This window comes from Planctomycetota bacterium (assembly GCA_016207825.1).
GTDB lineage: Bacteria > Planctomycetota > MHYJ01 > JACQXL01 > JACQZI01 > JACQZI01.
In genome coordinates, this window is record JACQZI010000039.1 from 35,867 (window position 1) to 50,180 (window position 14,314).

Consider the following 14,314-nt stretch of genomic DNA (forward strand, 5'->3'; position numbering starts at 1 on the left):
CTTTCTCTATCTTACTTCTTTTATTTTGCCGGTCGTGGTATCAATACCGATACTGAATGTTTTATCGGGATTGCCTTCCTCGCCTTTTGTCGACGTTATTCTTTTCCAGGCCGTATTATTCCCGACTTTTCCCCATTCGCGCAAGTCATCCGGCGGATTATTTTTGAGGTCGTAATTATCTTTTCCGCCCAGGTCTATAAACATCGCGATATTATTTATATCATACCTCCATGAAGATGGTGGTGCTCTGTGTAAACACCAGGCAAAGCTATCCTTGCTGTAAAACCGGTAAGTGTCGTTGCCTTCGATATTGAGATAGATGGCGATTGAGGTGGTGATGGCGGAGCCGATAAGCGTGCCGCCGCCTTCGTCTTTTATCCCGCTTTCTTCCAAAGTCTGCTCGCCTTCTTTATCCTTCCATTCCCAGGAGGAGGTCGTATCATCGCCGCCTTTATCGATAAACCAGGAAACGGATAAATCGTGCGCGCCGGCCAGGGAGATGGCGTGCCAGACGTGGTAAGTATCATTGCCTTCCTCATCCAGGAACATGGTCAGTCCCATATGGGCGGTGCCGGACTGGACGAAGAACGAGCCTTCGTATTTATCATTTCCTTTTTTATCGTGTAGGATGCCCGTTCCATACCAGTAGCCGGTTGCCTGCCCATAGACCCCGCACTGGTAGGAATCATCGCCTGATAAATCCTGGAGTATTCCGGTGCCGCCGGCCATGGAGTGGCCTCCGCTTAAATCCCCGCGCTGTCCCCAGCCGGCGCCCTGGCAGAAATTATAATTGCGCATATTATCGTGCCCGCCTTTTGCCGGGCTGAAGAGCTTGTAAGGCTCGGCAATATATGTATCGTTACCGTCGCGGTCGATGAGGAATCCGTAGCCGCCGGTAAATCCGAAGCCCTGGCTCGTGTAACAGGCATAGTATTTATCACTGCCGCCTGATTTAACCAATCCCGCCACGCCGAAAGAGGCGGAGCCTTGCGCGGCATAACGCCCTTCAAAGGAGTCGTCTCCCCCATCCACCCAAAGGAAGCCCACGCCAAAATAGCACATTCCCTGGGCATTATCAAAAGCGCGGAAGGTATCGTTGCCGCCGTGGTCAAAGAGGAATCCGTAGCCTAAAATGCCGGCGCCCTGGGCGCAAGGAGTTTTTTCATCGGCGAGGTAGCTATCATCACCGGACCAATCTATAACCGTGGAAACAGGGTGTTCCAGCTTCCAGGAAGCCCCGGCACTGCCGTTATAGGTATCTTTGCCTGCCAAATCTATGATGAGGAGATAATCGCTTGCGTTGTAGGTATTATCCTCCTTCTTCCCGCGGAATGCGACCTTGCCCAAAGGCGTATCAAATTCCATATCAATCAAATCAATATCAAGCTCGATTATTTGCTCGTCTTTAGGCTTCATTTCTTTTATTGCTACCAATTGCTGGTTTAGGAATTTTTCCATCTGGAGTGAGGCGGTAAGCGGGAAAAGTCCGCCGGTATAAAGGTCGTCGAAATCTATTTTAAGCCCGAAATCCCAGTTGATGATATCGCCGCCTTCGAATTCCGACTTTGGGTTAAATGCCTGCTGGGCGAATTCGAGCGCCTTTGGCCAGCGTTCTTTTGGGATATCGCGCAAGGCGCGGTCGCGGTAATATTTCGCCTCGCCGGCGGCGTAAACAAGTTTTGCCAGGGCGAGCTGGATTTCCGCTGGTGTATTTCTTATAAGGGCTTCGACATTCTCTTTTTCCGCCTCGCTTAATGTGGTTTCGCAACGCTCGTAAAGCATGCCGAGCGCCTCGATGAGCGGGTGTCCGGTTTTGGGCTCAAAGACAGGAGCGAAATCCTGTATCCCCGTTACACGGTGACCGGTCCTGATTGTGCCGATGGTAAATAAATCGTAGAGTCCGCCGACTTTTTGTGAGACGCTTTCGTTTGCATCGGCCAAGCCGTATACAAATTTTGGGAATTCCCACGGGCTTTTCCAGTAACGCTTAAAATGCGCCTGGACGAGAGCCTGTTGGGCGAGCATGGGGTCAACCAGGTCTTTATCAAAGCAGGCGGTTTCCCTGGTCTGCCCGCGTGAGTGTAACAGCGCGCCGATAAGGTCGGTCTCGGCAGCCGGTGCGGCCGTATTATTCCCGCAACCTGTAAGCATTGCGCCAAATACGAGCAAGCAGAAAACACGCTTCATCCGGTTATCCTTTCCTGACGACTCCGACTACATCGAGTGAATGATGCGTGCCGTAGGCATGCGCGACGGTGACTTTTGGGTTTTTTACCTGGCGCTCTCCGGCTTTGCCAAGAAGCTGGAGCCAATTTTCATACGCCTTGGACTGGAAATCGCCTCCGGCGGATGAATGGGCAAAGGCAATCGCTCCCCCATCGGTATTGGTCGGGCATTTGCCTTCTATGGCGGTCTGTCCATCCAAAACGAAGTGCCCGCCTTTTCCGGGTTGGCAGATGCCTAGCCATTCCATTGCCATGATGCCGTCGTAAAGGGAAAGGTCGTGCACCTGGGCGATATCGATATCTTCAGGCTTAATGCCGGCGATTTCATAGGCTTCTTCGGCGGCCAATTTTATAGCCGGCTGGTCAGCCATATCATACTTGGAGAAATTGCCGTTTTTATCCTGGAAGAAATAATGGTTGCCGATATAAACCGGCCTATGCATGTATGAGACGTTGATATAAATCTGGGGAAGTCCGAGCTTTTTGGCTTTTTCCTCGCTCATCAGGATGAGGCAGGTGGCCATATTGCGCCCGGTGGCGGTGCGCATCCGGTATCCGGCCGGGGATTGCTCATTGAGTTCATCATCGGTCGGCAAGGGTCCGGAATTATGCAGAGCCATCGGGTTTTTGCGGGCATACCAGTGGCACTGGTAAGACCATTTGGCGGCGGCTTTATCGTCGTAGCCGTATTTAAGCTTGTAATATTCTCCGCGAAGAGCGCCGTAATTTTCGTGGGTGAAGCCGAGCATATAATCAAAATCACACCAGTTGCCGATCGGGCCCATGGCATCGCGGAAATCGAAGTTATCAGGTTTATTAATTCCCAGGACAATGCCGACGTCGTAGCGTCCGGTGCCGATATAATTCCAGATGATATCGGCGCAGATGCCGCCGGCCGGGCATGCCTGAGAGAGAGAGACAAAAGGAATCGGGCTCATTCCAAGCGCGTCCGCGACGACGCTGCCTAAAGCGCCTTCGGTGATATTGCGTTCGTTATAGGAAATGGCGCCGATTTGGATATCAGCCGTGGTAAGATGCGCGGTGGCAAGGGCGTCTTTGACGACATTTGCCAGGTATTGCCGGTAGGATTGCCCCAAGACCGCCCTTTCCGGCGCGGAAGCCGAAGCGCCTGCCAGGACCACGTTGCGGAACTTCTTATTTGCCATCAGTCATCTCCTTAAATTCAGTTACTCATTGCCTTTTATCGCGTTTCGAAATTCGCCCAGGAAATATTTTACTATTTTCTTTTCGAAGGCGGTGGTGGTCACCAATAAGCCATCCTGTTCGACGGGTTTACCGGTATATTTCTTGGTTTTTTCCATAATCTGCTTGGAAAATGTTTCGTCGGTGGTTATTTTCTTGTCGGCCAGGGAAGTATCCGCGTAGAGCGCCGCGATAGACGCCCCGCCGATTGCGCCGATTACTTTTTTCTGGTCAACGGCCTGCTTCAATATTTCCAGGATGTTTTTATCCGACCAGAGGCTTTCGACGCCTTCTCCATTGGCCAGAAGCACGGCATCGAATTCCAGCTTGTCCAGTTTTTTATCGCCCGGCGTAATATTGATTAAGAAACATCCGTTCGTAATCAGGAACCGGTTGACCAGCTCCGCGTATTCGGATTTTCCATCCGGAGAAATGACCACTATTTTTTTCTCGGAAAGCTCGTAATTAGGCTTAAGCGCGGTCTTGACGGTATCGTTCCCGCGCTGAAGGGTGATCAGTATATATTTCTGGGTCTTAGCTAAACGCTTTTCCAGCTCCGAGCGGAAGTCATCCAATCCGTTAACCGGTTGTTCGTCGATATGGGTGATGATATCTCCCTCGGCAAGGCCGGCTTTTTGGGCGATGCCGTCTACCCTGACCACTCTTACGCCTTTTACGGTCGGGATGCGGTAAATCAGGCTGGTCGCAAGAGTCATCCTTTTGACGCCTAACCCGATATCATCATATCTAAGTTCTTTGAGTTCCCCGAACTGGTAGGCATATTCAACGGCCGGTTCATCTTCAAGGAGTTTACCGGTGATTAAATGTTCACCGTAACTTCCTTTTTTACCGCGAAGCACCTTTAGCTTAACCGTTGAACCGATTTCCATAGTGCTTAGTTTCCAGGTAAAATCGCGCATTTGTGCCTTATCCTTGGCGGAAACCGCGTTTCCGTTAAGTTCAACCAGGATATCGCCGTTCATCAAGCCGGCCTTGGCAGCCGGTGAATCCGGAATCACATAATCAATCAGGATTCCATCGGAGACCCCGAATATCTGTGCCAGTTCATCATAGATTTCACTGGAGATAAAATAAGGGAAATCGGCACGTTTAAAATATCCGTATTTCAGGTAATGGTCCTTAAGAACAAGGACAAAATTAATGGGGATGGTGAATCCCTGGCCGCCCCTTCCGCCGTAGGTATTGATTCCAATTACTTCGGCATCTTCGGTAAGAAGCGGGCCGCCGCTGTTTCCCGGATTAATGGAAGCGTCTGTTTGCAGCACCTTTGTGAATGTGGGCAAATCCGTCCGTTCGGTATTGCTGACGATACCGGCGGTAAGAGTTCGTTTCATCCCGCCGGGAGAACCGTAGGCGTAAACTTTCTGCCCGCTTTTTACGTTATCCGAATTGCCTATTTTTACCGGTGTCAAAGGCTCGCGAGGGTCTATTTTGATTAATGCCACATCCGGGTCGAGCGAATGGCCTATTACTTTCGCCTGGTAGCGCGTATTATCAAAAAGCGTAACGGTTATCTTTTTCGCGGTTGCTTTCGGGTCGTCTTCCTCACGGTCATAAAGAACTGAGGCAACTACGTGGCCGTTGGTCAGGATGTAACCATCTGCGGAGATGATAAAGCCGCTGCCGATGGCCTGTTCATGCTTTATTTCGACCACGCCCGGGTCGATTTTCTTTATAAGGGTATCCTCGGCATTAGGCGCGGGAGGCTGTTCCTCGACCGCGGGCGGTTCTATTTCCGGTTCCGTGGTCGGTTCTTCCTCTGGCGGAGAAATTTCTTCTGTTTCCTCCATAACTTCTTCCGATTCTTCCGCCATTTCCTCAGCTTCCTGCGCAAAAAGGCAAACGCTGCCGGCTAAAAAGAGAACGATAATCAATAATTTACGAATCATGTTTATTTCCTCCCTATTTTAAGATTTAACGCCTGCATTGTTTGGAAAGTTCCGCGCCACAGTTTTACCAAAACGACGTTTGGTTTTTCCCTGCGCACGGTTTCCACGGCTTTAATGAAATCTTCCAGGTTATTAATCGGCATAAAATTGAATTCCATTATAATATCGCCCTGGTAAATCAGGTATTCATTGGCCGATTCGGCAGTTGCGGCCGGGCTGCCCGGCATTACGGCGGTCACCAGGACACCTTCGCGGCGGGTCAGTTTCCAACCACGGTATTCGGCGTCGGTTATATTCTGGACGTTAAGGCCGATATCTTCTGCTTTGAATTCCTTGGGTTCCGGGCGTTCCTCGAATTTGCATTTGACTATTTTGGTTTCGCCGCCGCGTAAAACCTTAAAAGTGATTTCACGGTTCATTTCGGCATCCATGTATTTATTGAATTGCTCCGCCAATTGCGGCCCGCTTTTGGTCAGTTTTTGCCCGTCGACTTCGATAATCAAGTCGTCTTCTTTCATCCCGTTCTTATCGGCCGGGCTGTCGGCAATCACCGCTTCTACCAGCATGCTTTCCTTGGGGAATCCTTTTACCGTTGCATAATCTTCATTAATGGGCGTAAAATATATTCCAACCCATGGTTTCTTTTTCTCGTCTTCAAAGGAAGGCGGGTTCTTGGCTTTCGCGAAGATTTTATTTACAGCCCGTTTTATATCGTTCGCGGCAATCAGCTGCCCTTGCATTCCGATTCCGATGAGTTCGCCTTTAAGATTAACCACCACCGTTCCGGTGCCGATGTTCAATCCATTGACCAGCACCTGGTCAAAAAAGCCTTCCTGGGTTCCCCTGACCATCCCCACCTCGGAGAGTTTTTGGTAATCGAGGTCTTTTCCGGAAGTGTTAATTCCTATCAGCCATTCGCCTATGCCCGCCTGGGCGATTTTTTCCAGTGAAATCGGGGTGATTTTAACTTCGGGCGGCAATTTAACCTTAATGATAGACATATAACGCTTATCATCTGATTGGACGAGTTTTGCCGTATATTCCTCTTTGTTTATCCAGACGGAAATTTTCCTGATGGTATCTTTTTTCAAATAAGCCGGTATAAACATATTATTTTCCGCATCAATGAATATGCCGGTCATACGATCCGGATCACGGTCGCCGGTAAGAGCAATTTCCACGTAAGCGACGGACGGTCCAACCATCCGGCTGATATCGTTGACGGAATTCTTAACCGCGGATAAAACCCGAACCCCTTCCGGGACATTCGGCTCCCCGGCCTGTTTGTTTCCCGGCGCGGTGCAGGCCGGCATCAAAGATGCCAGTATAACGCACCCGCACAATACCTTTCTTATTGCTTTCATGTGTTTCCTTTCATTTATATATATGTAAAATCAATCAACAGCCCATCTTCAATCCCATGCGTTCATTTTCTATCATGCTGAACAGTTTTTCCGGGACCCTGGTCGGGTAATTTCCGGTGAAACAGGCGGTGCAAACAGAGTCTCCGAATTTGATGCTTTTTATCAGTCCTTCGACGGTTTGGTAAATCAGGGCATCCACCCCTATTTCCCGGGCTATTTTTTCTTCGCTTTTATTGCGGGCGATGAATTCGCCCTTGGTCTGCATGTCGATTCCGTAAACGCACGGATGTCTTAAAGGAGGGGAAAAGACCCCGAAATAGACCTTTTTCGCGCCGGCGCTCCTTATCATATTGACCAGCTCCCGGGAAGTTGTTCCGCGGACGATGCTGTCATCCACCAAAAGAACGTCTTTGCCGTTTATTTCCTCGCGTATCGGGTTTAGCTTTTGCCTGACCGATTGTTCCCGCTTGGTTTGGTCCGGCATGATAAATGTCCGGCCGATATAGCGGTTTTTGATTAAGCCTTCGCGATGAGGTATTTTAAGGTATTCGGCAACCGCGGACGCCGCCGGGCGGGATGTATCCGGAATCGGGATGACCACATCCGGTTTTACGCCTAACTGTTTAACCCTTTTGGCCAGTTCCAAGCCCAGCCTGAATCTGGCGGAATAGACATTAATTCCTTCTATGACAGAATCCGGTCGGGCAAAATACACCCATTCAAAGATGCATGGCGTGTGCTTTGCGGTTACCAGCCTTTTACGGTAAAGTTTTCTTCCTTCCTTAAAGAATCTCGGGGTTTCTTCGATATAAACGACTTCGCCTGGTGCGATATCCCCCATAATATTGTATCCGAGGATATCCAGGGCGGCGCTTTCGGAAGCGAAAGCGTAATCATCGTCCTTTTTTCCCATAACCAGCGGTTTTATGCCGTGAGGGTCCCGGAACGCCACAATGCCGTGCCCGGCAATTACCGCCACGGCAGAATAGCTTCCCTCAGCCCGCTTGTATACACGTTTAACAGTTTGATAAATAGCGTCCACGGAAAGCTTGCAAAGATTTTCCGCCATAAGCTCATCGGCGAAAACATTCAAAAGAGCTTCGACATCGCAGCCTGAATTAAGGTGGCGGAAATCCTTGCGGAAAAGTTCTTTTTTAAGCTCGAAATAGTTTACCAGATTGCCGTTATGGACCATGGCGATTCCAAAAGGCGAGTTTACGTAAAAAGGCTGGGCGTCATCCGCGCCGCCGCCGCCCACAGTCGGGTAGCGCACGTGGCCGATTCCCATATTGCCGGTCAATCTGGAGAGGTTTTTGGAATTGAAAACATTCTGGACCAGGCCGTCGCCTTTTTTAAGGTTGAATTTCTCTGAAAATGTCGCGATACCAGCGGCGTCCTGCCCCCGGTGCTGGAGCGCATTTAAGCCCTGATATAATTCCAGAACCACGTCTTTACTGCCGCAAATCCCTAATACGCCGCACATTCTTTATTATGCCTCAATTTGCAAAACAGAAACCATACTCTATACTTTAAATCAAAGATTTTGTCAAGATAACTTTCATAATGATTTATCGAAAACTTACCGATAATATAGATGTTAATAAATAAAATATGAAAGAGATGCTAATTGCCGGAGGGTTGCTCCTTCTTTCCAATATTTTCATGATTACCGCCTGGTACGGGCACCTTAAATATAAAACATCGCCTTTATTTATTGCCATTGCAGTCAGCTGGGGAATTGCTTTTTTCGAATACTGCATACAGGTGCCGGCAAACCGCATAGGTTATAAAAGCTGTTCCGCCTACCAGCTGAAAGTAATGCAGGAGTGCATTACGATACTTGTTTTTATGGCGTTTGCCTGGCTTTATCTTAATGAGGGCATTAGCTGGCGTTATTTGGTGGCCTTCGGGTTGATTGTCCTGGCAGCCGTTATCGCTTTTTATCCCGCTTCGAAACTCCCGTGCTGAAGTCGATTATTTCCTTTGCGATATCCTTACCGGTAACTTTTTCCAATCCTTCGAATCCTGGCGAGGCATTGACTTCAATGATTAGCGGGCCGCGTTTCGATTCCAATATATCCACTCCGCCTATTTGCAAGCCCAGCGCCTTAACCGCCTTTTTAGCCAGCGTTTTGTAAAGCGCCGGAAGTTTTATCAGTTCTCCCCTGCCGCCCTGATGAATATTGGAGCGGAAATCATTACGCGGTGCGTATCTCTTCATCCCGCCGATTACTTTATTCCCGATAACCAGTATCCGTATGTCTTGCCCTTTCGATTCCGGTATATATTCCTGCAAGATTGCATCGTGGTCGGCATCCCAATTTGCTTTAAGAAGGGCGTATAATTCTTTCATCGTTTTAGCCAATGCCACGCCTATTCCTTGAGAGCCGCGCAAAGGCTTAATTACAATCGGTAAGCCGCCCAATTGTTTAACCGTTTTGCCAAGCGACTTCCGCGAACGCAGCATTACGGTTTTTAGCACCGGCAACCCTTTTGCTTTCAGCACCATTAATGAAACGAATTTATCCTTGGCAAGGTAAATAGCAGCAGACCCATTGACCGCTGGTATTCCGGAAAGCTCAAAATATTTAACCAAGGCGAGCGAATATTCAATCGCAACATTTCCAATTCTGGGGAGAATCAAATCGAATCTTGGTCTGGAATTTTGTATTTGTTCTTTGGAGTTTGTAATTACATATTTAAGCGGATCTATCACCGTGACAGAATGGCCCGATTCCCGACAGGTCTCAACCAAACGCATTGTGGCATAATAACGTTCCCGGCGGGAAAGAATCAGTATATTCATATCGGTTTTTATTTTGGAGGGTTACAAACTTTACAGGGCAAATAATTTTTCTTGGCGTTTTCCAATCTTAGCGCGGTTTTATTTTTACCTAAATCGGCACATCCTTCTTTATGGTATTTCGTTCCGGTAGGTGATATATATACGATTATCTTTGTTAGGGTGGTTCGGCTGGTTGAATTAACCGGAGTAATTGAGCGTTTCCCTGGGACAGAAATCGTCTGTGAATCGTCATGATTTTTACCGCAGCCGTAAACCAAGGTTAGAAGTATCCATATTATTGTTGCGAGTGTTTTATGCATCTTTTTGAATCGGCTTTTTTACGGTTATTTCGTAAGTTTAAATGAGTTGAAAAACGCCAGTATTTCCGGTTTTTCTGCCGCATCCTTGCTGTTATTCAAATGAACAATTTGGTAAATCCTGTTTTTTACCAAGAGGAAAACAGCCTGGCCATAAAGCTCCAGTTCCTGGTGTTTCCCAGAGAAGTAAATTTTACGCCCCTGATTGCCATCTATTGAGTAATGCTCTTCTTTTTCAAGTTTACCCCCGGTATTTTTCATGGCGTTGTCACGCTCATTGTTTAGGATAGTTTCGATGCTCATTTTTGCAATAGCTTCTTTGGGGTAATCGCAAAAACTGATCATGCATGCTCCTTCAGGTGTTTCAGATAGGTACGTAGTCATTATAACATTAGAAAGATTGTCAGGGATATTTTGCGTCTTTTTCTCCGCCGAAGGGTATCCTGAAGGGAAAGTGATGCTGAATTTACCTTCAGGTGATGTCAATGTTTCCCGGGCGTCGTGACTGCATCCCCATACTATGACGCATAGGGCAAGTGCTAAAGACAAAGTGTATCTTTCCCGTTTTATCAAGTTTTTACGTCGTCTTTGTTTTAATAGTATGTTATATAAAGATCCTGCATGCACCCCTGGCATCGTGTGCATAATTCAAATGACTTTGATGACTTACGGGTGATTCCTTCTCCGCGGCAATTCGGGCAGAATTCGGTTTTTCGGTCGACTCCTTTGCCCTGTCGTTCGCCGAAATATGCAAGTAGCCAGTCTTTTTTAGATGATGCCGTAGCGTTTTTCCACCAGGTATCTGAATTAAGCAGTTTCTTTTTCTGGGAAGCATCGCTTTTTGCTTGGTTTATCAGAGCCATTTTTTCTTCGTAACGGGCATATTCGCTTATATCGGAAGGGTCTGGAGCTTTCATTGACGATGCTTTAAGGAATGAACCATCGCCGTATGATATCGTGCGCTTTTTGCTTTGCTCCAGAGTGCGTGTTTTCCACATCTTATCAATTTCCGCTTCTTCCATGTCCATTTTCTCGGCGACTTTACTGGTAACTTCTTTAAGAAGATAAGTATCCGCATATTGAGTGACTATCGAATATGAGAGTTTATTATCAAATGCTATTTTTGACACAGAGGCTTCAACTGTTTTATAATACTCACCAATAATGCGTTTTACCAAGTCGTTTGTTACATCCTGCGTGTTTTTCTTTTCGTAATCGGTTATTTTTTGCTGGGTTTCCTGAAAGATTTTTTGTGCATCAGGATTGTTTTTAAATTCCGGCATTTTTTTTAACTTATCCAGTGCGGTGGCCGCATCCTTTGTTTTCCCTTTTAACAGGACATTTTCGATTTTCTGTATTTCCTGCTTAAGTGCAGCGAGATTCATTTCAGCAACTCTTTTCTCGACTTTTTCTTTGTAGCTGGCGTCTAAGCTAACTGCTTTATCGAAGTGTAAGCGGGCTTTGTCCAGGGCGACTAAGGTTGCAACACAGTATTCCGCCAGTTTGTAATTATCTTCAGCTTTGGCCAAATCATATTTTTTGACTTCCATGTCGTAAGCTTCCTGGGGGGTGTAAATATCAAGAATAGAAACCTTTGTCTTTTCGGAAAGCCAGATATTGTCCAATGGAATTATTTTTTCTCCATCTTTGGTTTTAATGGTCAATTCTTTGTCTGTTTCGGAGATTTTTATTCCAACCATGGTTTTGCCGCTTTTAAGGTAAATACGCTCGGCTTCCACCTGATTTCCTTGGATTTTTATATCGAGAAAATCGTAGAGCCGGGTGATTTCTTCCTGTGGTAATTGAGTCCATTTAAACCGGATAATAGCCTCCGACCCCCATTTTTTAAAGTCAAAGCCGTTATCATCCCAATCAGTAATTTCACCCTGAACATATGAGCCGTCGCGTAACTTGATGCTGACGGCGTGCAATCCGGTCACAGTTGAGAAAGTCAGGATAAGAATGAGCAAGATTAACAACCGGTTTTTAGTTGGCATAAATCGAGCCCTCCGTATTATTAAAACAACTGAGGTATAACCTGTTTGGTATAATCCAACAGGTAATTTGCGGCAGTTTGTGCGTCTGTGAATTCAAGAGCGTGTTTCGCTACCTGCCTGGCTTCGTCCATGGAAACCGAACGAATGACTTTTTTTATTTCCGGAACAACTATCGGCGCCATGCTGAAGACTTTCAAGCCCAGGCCCAAAAGCAGTATGGTATAAACTACATTTCCGGACATTTCGCCGCACATAGCTACTATTTTACCATTTTCTCCGCCAATATCAATAACTTTTTTGATTAATCTTAATACTGCCGGGTTGGTTGGTTGGTATAAAGACGCGACGCCTTCGTTACCGCGGTCTACCGCTAGGGTATACTGGATAAGGTCGTTGGTCCCGATGCTGAAAAAATCCACTTCTTTTATCAGGATATCCGCAATGACGGCGGCCGAAGGGACTTCGATCATTATGCCGATTTTAACATCAGGGTTAAAAAGTATCTTTTCTTTTCTCAATTCATTTTGCACATCTTTTAAAATGGCTTTTGCCTTAATCACTTCTTCCAGTGAAGAAATCATCGGGAACATTATGCTGATGTTGCCGAATTCAGAGGCGCGTAAAATAGCGCGTAGCTGGGTTTTAAATAAGTCAATATGGCGCAGGGAAAAACGTATTGCCCGGATGCCCAGGTAAGGGTTTTGTTCAGTGGATTGTCCGTCAATAGGCAATTTATCGGCGCCTAGATCGAGCGTCCGGATGACTATTTCCTTGTCATCCATTTGGCGTATTATTTTCTTGAAAACTTCCAGCTGTTCCTGCTCGCTTGGTAATTTTTCTATCGAGGGGTAGAAAAACTCAGTCCTTAATAATCCGATGCCGGCGGCGCCGTGCTTTACGGCTGTAGGCACTTCATCAGGCAAATCAATATTAACATAAAGGTTAATGCGATATCCATCTTTGGTTTCAGCAGGTAATTTTTTGCTTTCTTCGAGCAACTGGCGTTCGTAGACTACAAAATTACGTTCTTTTGCGGAGTATTTTTTGATTGTTTCGGAATCCGGATTTATTATTACCACGCCGCTGTTACCGTCAATGATAATGGTGTCTCCACCGGAAATATCCAAGGTGATGGTGTTTAACCCGACTACGGCCGGAATCCCTATAGACCTGGCAATAATTGCTGTATGGGAAGTAGTTCCCCCTGCGTCCGTAGCAAATCCTTTTACCTTGCTGCGGTCAAGAAGAATTGTTTGTGATGGTGTTAAGTCGTGAGCGACCACAACGACTTCATTTTTAAGGTCACTCAATTCATCGCTTTTCGTTTTAAGGAGTTTTTGGAGGAGTCTGCGTTCAATATCATAAATATCCTGAACGCGGTTGGCAAAAAACGCATCATCTGCGGAAACAAGCGCCTTGGCATACTTTTTAAAAGTGAGCGTGACGGCATATTCCGGGAGATATTTATTTTCCTTGATAAGTTTAATCACCTGTTGGTGCAGGTGTTTATCCTGCAGCATTTGTATGTGAGCGCTGATAATCGGATCGGTCTTTTCACGCAGATTAGGAGAGAGCCGTCTTCTAATGTCATTAAAACTGTCAATAGCTTCAGTGACCGCTTCGGAAAAACGGTTTATTTCGTGCGCTATATTTTTCTGCTCGACCCGGTGTTCCGGTATCTGATATGCTTCCGTATCTAAAAGGAACGCATTCGCGATGCAAATGCCGGGTGAAGCCGGAATCCCTTTTTTGATCAGCATATGTTTACTCTTCGCCGAATTTTGAATTAATAAGTTTTTGGATGGCATCAATAGCCGCTTCGGCATCCGGTCCATCCACCTTTATTGTCAGTGACGTCCCGCCCGTAGCGGCCAGCGTCAATAAATCCATAATGCTTTTTGCGTTTGCCTGAAGGGATTCTTTGATAATTATAACATCAGATTTATATTTTGACGCCAGTTCCGCCAGCTGCGCCGAAGGCCGGACATGCAAACCCAGTTTATTTTCCAGGCGGATTATTCGCTCAACTGCCATTGTTCGCTATTTGAGTAACTCATCTGCTTCATTGAGCACGTCGGCAATTGCTTTTATATCTTTTGCGCTTTTAAGGAATTTGCAAAAATTCTGTTGCTTGATAGCGCGCGAGATATGTTGGAGCGCCGCTAAATTAGCCTCAGGCTTTTCAGCAGGAGCAAGTATTAAGAAAACTAAGTGTACCGGCATGCCGTCCACTGCGTTAAACTCTATTCCGCTTGGTGAGCGCCCGAAAGCACCCACTACTTTATCCAGTCCCTCAAGTTTTGCATGAGGAACGGCTATCCCGTTGCCGATTCCGGTGCTTCCGATTTTTTCACGCTTAATCAAAAGTTCAACAACATCGTTAACTTTAAATCCGGGAAGCCCGAAAACATCTTTTATTTTTTCGACCATTTCTTTGATAACGTCTTTTTTACCAGTGGTTTGCAGTTCTTTAACGACCGAGGTGCTCGGCAGAAATTCGCTGAATTTCATGA

At 46.7% G+C, this 14,314-nt stretch carries 12 protein-coding genes; 1 reads left to right on the top strand and 11 read right to left on the bottom strand.

The window, feature by feature from the left end:
- Positions 1-6: 6 nt before the first annotated feature.
- From HY811_12060 to purF, 5 genes are read right to left on the bottom strand one after another with little or no spacing between them, the layout of a single operon-like run.
- Positions 7-2,187, bottom strand: coding sequence for a hypothetical protein (locus HY811_12060; GenBank protein MBI4835537.1), 2,181 nt, complete (start codon positions 2,185-2,187; stop codon positions 7-9).
- A 4-nt stretch (positions 2,188-2,191) separates the two neighbouring features.
- The gene (locus HY811_12065; protein ID MBI4835538.1) at positions 2,192-3,391 is read right to left on the bottom strand and encodes a thiolase family protein; all 1,200 of its coding nucleotides are present in this window, start codon (positions 3,389-3,391) and stop codon (positions 2,192-2,194) included.
- A 21-nt stretch (positions 3,392-3,412) separates the two neighbouring features.
- Positions 3,413-5,338 (bottom strand): trypsin-like peptidase domain-containing protein, encoded by a 1,926-nt coding sequence (locus HY811_12070; protein ID MBI4835539.1) that lies wholly within the window; start codon positions 5,336-5,338, stop codon positions 3,413-3,415.
- Between the two features lie 2 nt (positions 5,339-5,340).
- A complete protein-coding gene (locus HY811_12075; GenBank protein MBI4835540.1) occupies positions 5,341-6,702 on the bottom strand; it encodes a PDZ domain-containing protein in 1,362 nt (453 codons plus the stop codon).
- A gap of 34 nt (positions 6,703-6,736) precedes the next feature.
- Positions 6,737-8,185 carry an amidophosphoribosyltransferase gene (purF, locus tag HY811_12080; protein ID MBI4835541.1) on the bottom strand — a complete coding sequence of 483 codons (1,449 nt, stop codon included), beginning with the start codon at positions 8,183-8,185 and terminating at the stop codon, positions 6,737-6,739.
- Between the two features lie 128 nt (positions 8,186-8,313).
- Here purF and HY811_12085 point away from each other — a divergent pair, with 128 nt between their 5' ends.
- Positions 8,314-8,670, top strand: coding sequence for a DMT family protein (locus HY811_12085; GenBank protein ID MBI4835542.1), 357 nt, complete (start codon positions 8,314-8,316; stop codon positions 8,668-8,670).
- Here the strand turns inward: HY811_12085 and HY811_12090 are convergent.
- The 6 genes from HY811_12090 to HY811_12115 form a co-directional block, all read right to left on the bottom strand.
- On the bottom strand, positions 8,633-9,508 hold the full coding sequence (locus HY811_12090) for a RimK family alpha-L-glutamate ligase (GenBank protein MBI4835543.1): 876 nt from the start codon (positions 9,506-9,508) through the stop codon (positions 8,633-8,635). The genes HY811_12085 and HY811_12090 overlap by 38 nt on opposite strands.
- A 323-nt stretch (positions 9,509-9,831) precedes the next feature.
- Positions 9,832-10,149 (bottom strand): hypothetical protein, encoded by a 318-nt coding sequence (locus HY811_12095; GenBank protein MBI4835544.1) that lies wholly within the window; start codon positions 10,147-10,149, stop codon positions 9,832-9,834.
- A gap of 248 nt (positions 10,150-10,397) precedes the next feature.
- A complete protein-coding gene (locus tag HY811_12100; GenBank protein MBI4835545.1) occupies positions 10,398-11,801 on the bottom strand; it encodes a hypothetical protein in 1,404 nt (467 codons plus the stop codon).
- A 20-nt stretch (positions 11,802-11,821) separates the two neighbouring features.
- Positions 11,822-13,561: a phosphoenolpyruvate--protein phosphotransferase gene (gene ptsP / locus HY811_12105; protein ID MBI4835546.1), complete on the bottom strand. Its 1,740-nt coding sequence runs from the start codon at positions 13,559-13,561 to the stop codon at positions 11,822-11,824.
- Positions 13,562-13,565: 4 nt separating this feature from the next.
- Entirely contained in the window at positions 13,566-13,835 is a 270-nt protein-coding gene (locus HY811_12110) for an HPr family phosphocarrier protein (GenBank protein ID MBI4835547.1), read from the bottom strand.
- A 6-nt stretch (positions 13,836-13,841) separates the two neighbouring features.
- Positions 13,842-14,312 (bottom strand): PTS sugar transporter subunit IIA, encoded by a 471-nt coding sequence (locus HY811_12115; protein ID MBI4835548.1) that lies wholly within the window; start codon positions 14,310-14,312, stop codon positions 13,842-13,844.
- Positions 14,313-14,314: the final 2 nt, after the last annotated feature.

Excerpts from the sequence above, each read along its gene's own strand:
- HY811_12110 (MBI4835547.1), bottom strand. The coding sequence starts at position 13,835 with ATGGCAGTTGAGCGAATAATCCGCCTGGAAAATAAACTGGGTTTGCAT.
- HY811_12100 (MBI4835545.1), bottom strand. The coding sequence starts at position 11,801 with ATGCCAACTAAAAACCGGTTGTTAATCTTGCTCATTCTTATCCTGACT.
- HY811_12070 (MBI4835539.1), bottom strand. The coding sequence starts at position 5,338 with ATGATTCGTAAATTATTGATTATCGTTCTCTTTTTAGCCGGCAGCGTT.
- HY811_12060 (MBI4835537.1), bottom strand. The coding sequence starts at position 2,187 with ATGAAGCGTGTTTTCTGCTTGCTCGTATTTGGCGCAATGCTTACAGGT.
- purF (MBI4835541.1), bottom strand. The coding sequence starts at position 8,185 with ATGTGCGGCGTATTAGGGATTTGCGGCAGTAAAGACGTGGTTCTGGAA.
- HY811_12065 (MBI4835538.1), bottom strand. The coding sequence starts at position 3,391 with ATGGCAAATAAGAAGTTCCGCAACGTGGTCCTGGCAGGCGCTTCGGCT.
- HY811_12085 (MBI4835542.1), top strand. The coding sequence starts at position 8,314 with ATGAAAGAGATGCTAATTGCCGGAGGGTTGCTCCTTCTTTCCAATATT.
- HY811_12095 (MBI4835544.1), bottom strand. The coding sequence starts at position 10,149 with ATGATCAGTTTTTGCGATTACCCCAAAGAAGCTATTGCAAAAATGAGC.
- HY811_12075 (MBI4835540.1), bottom strand. The coding sequence starts at position 6,702 with ATGAAAGCAATAAGAAAGGTATTGTGCGGGTGCGTTATACTGGCATCT.
- ptsP (MBI4835546.1), bottom strand. The coding sequence starts at position 13,561 with ATGCTGATCAAAAAAGGGATTCCGGCTTCACCCGGCATTTGCATCGCG.
- HY811_12090 (MBI4835543.1), bottom strand. The coding sequence starts at position 9,508 with ATGAATATACTGATTCTTTCCCGCCGGGAACGTTATTATGCCACAATG.
- HY811_12115 (MBI4835548.1), bottom strand. The coding sequence starts at position 14,312 with ATGAAATTCAGCGAATTTCTGCCGAGCACCTCGGTCGTTAAAGAACTG.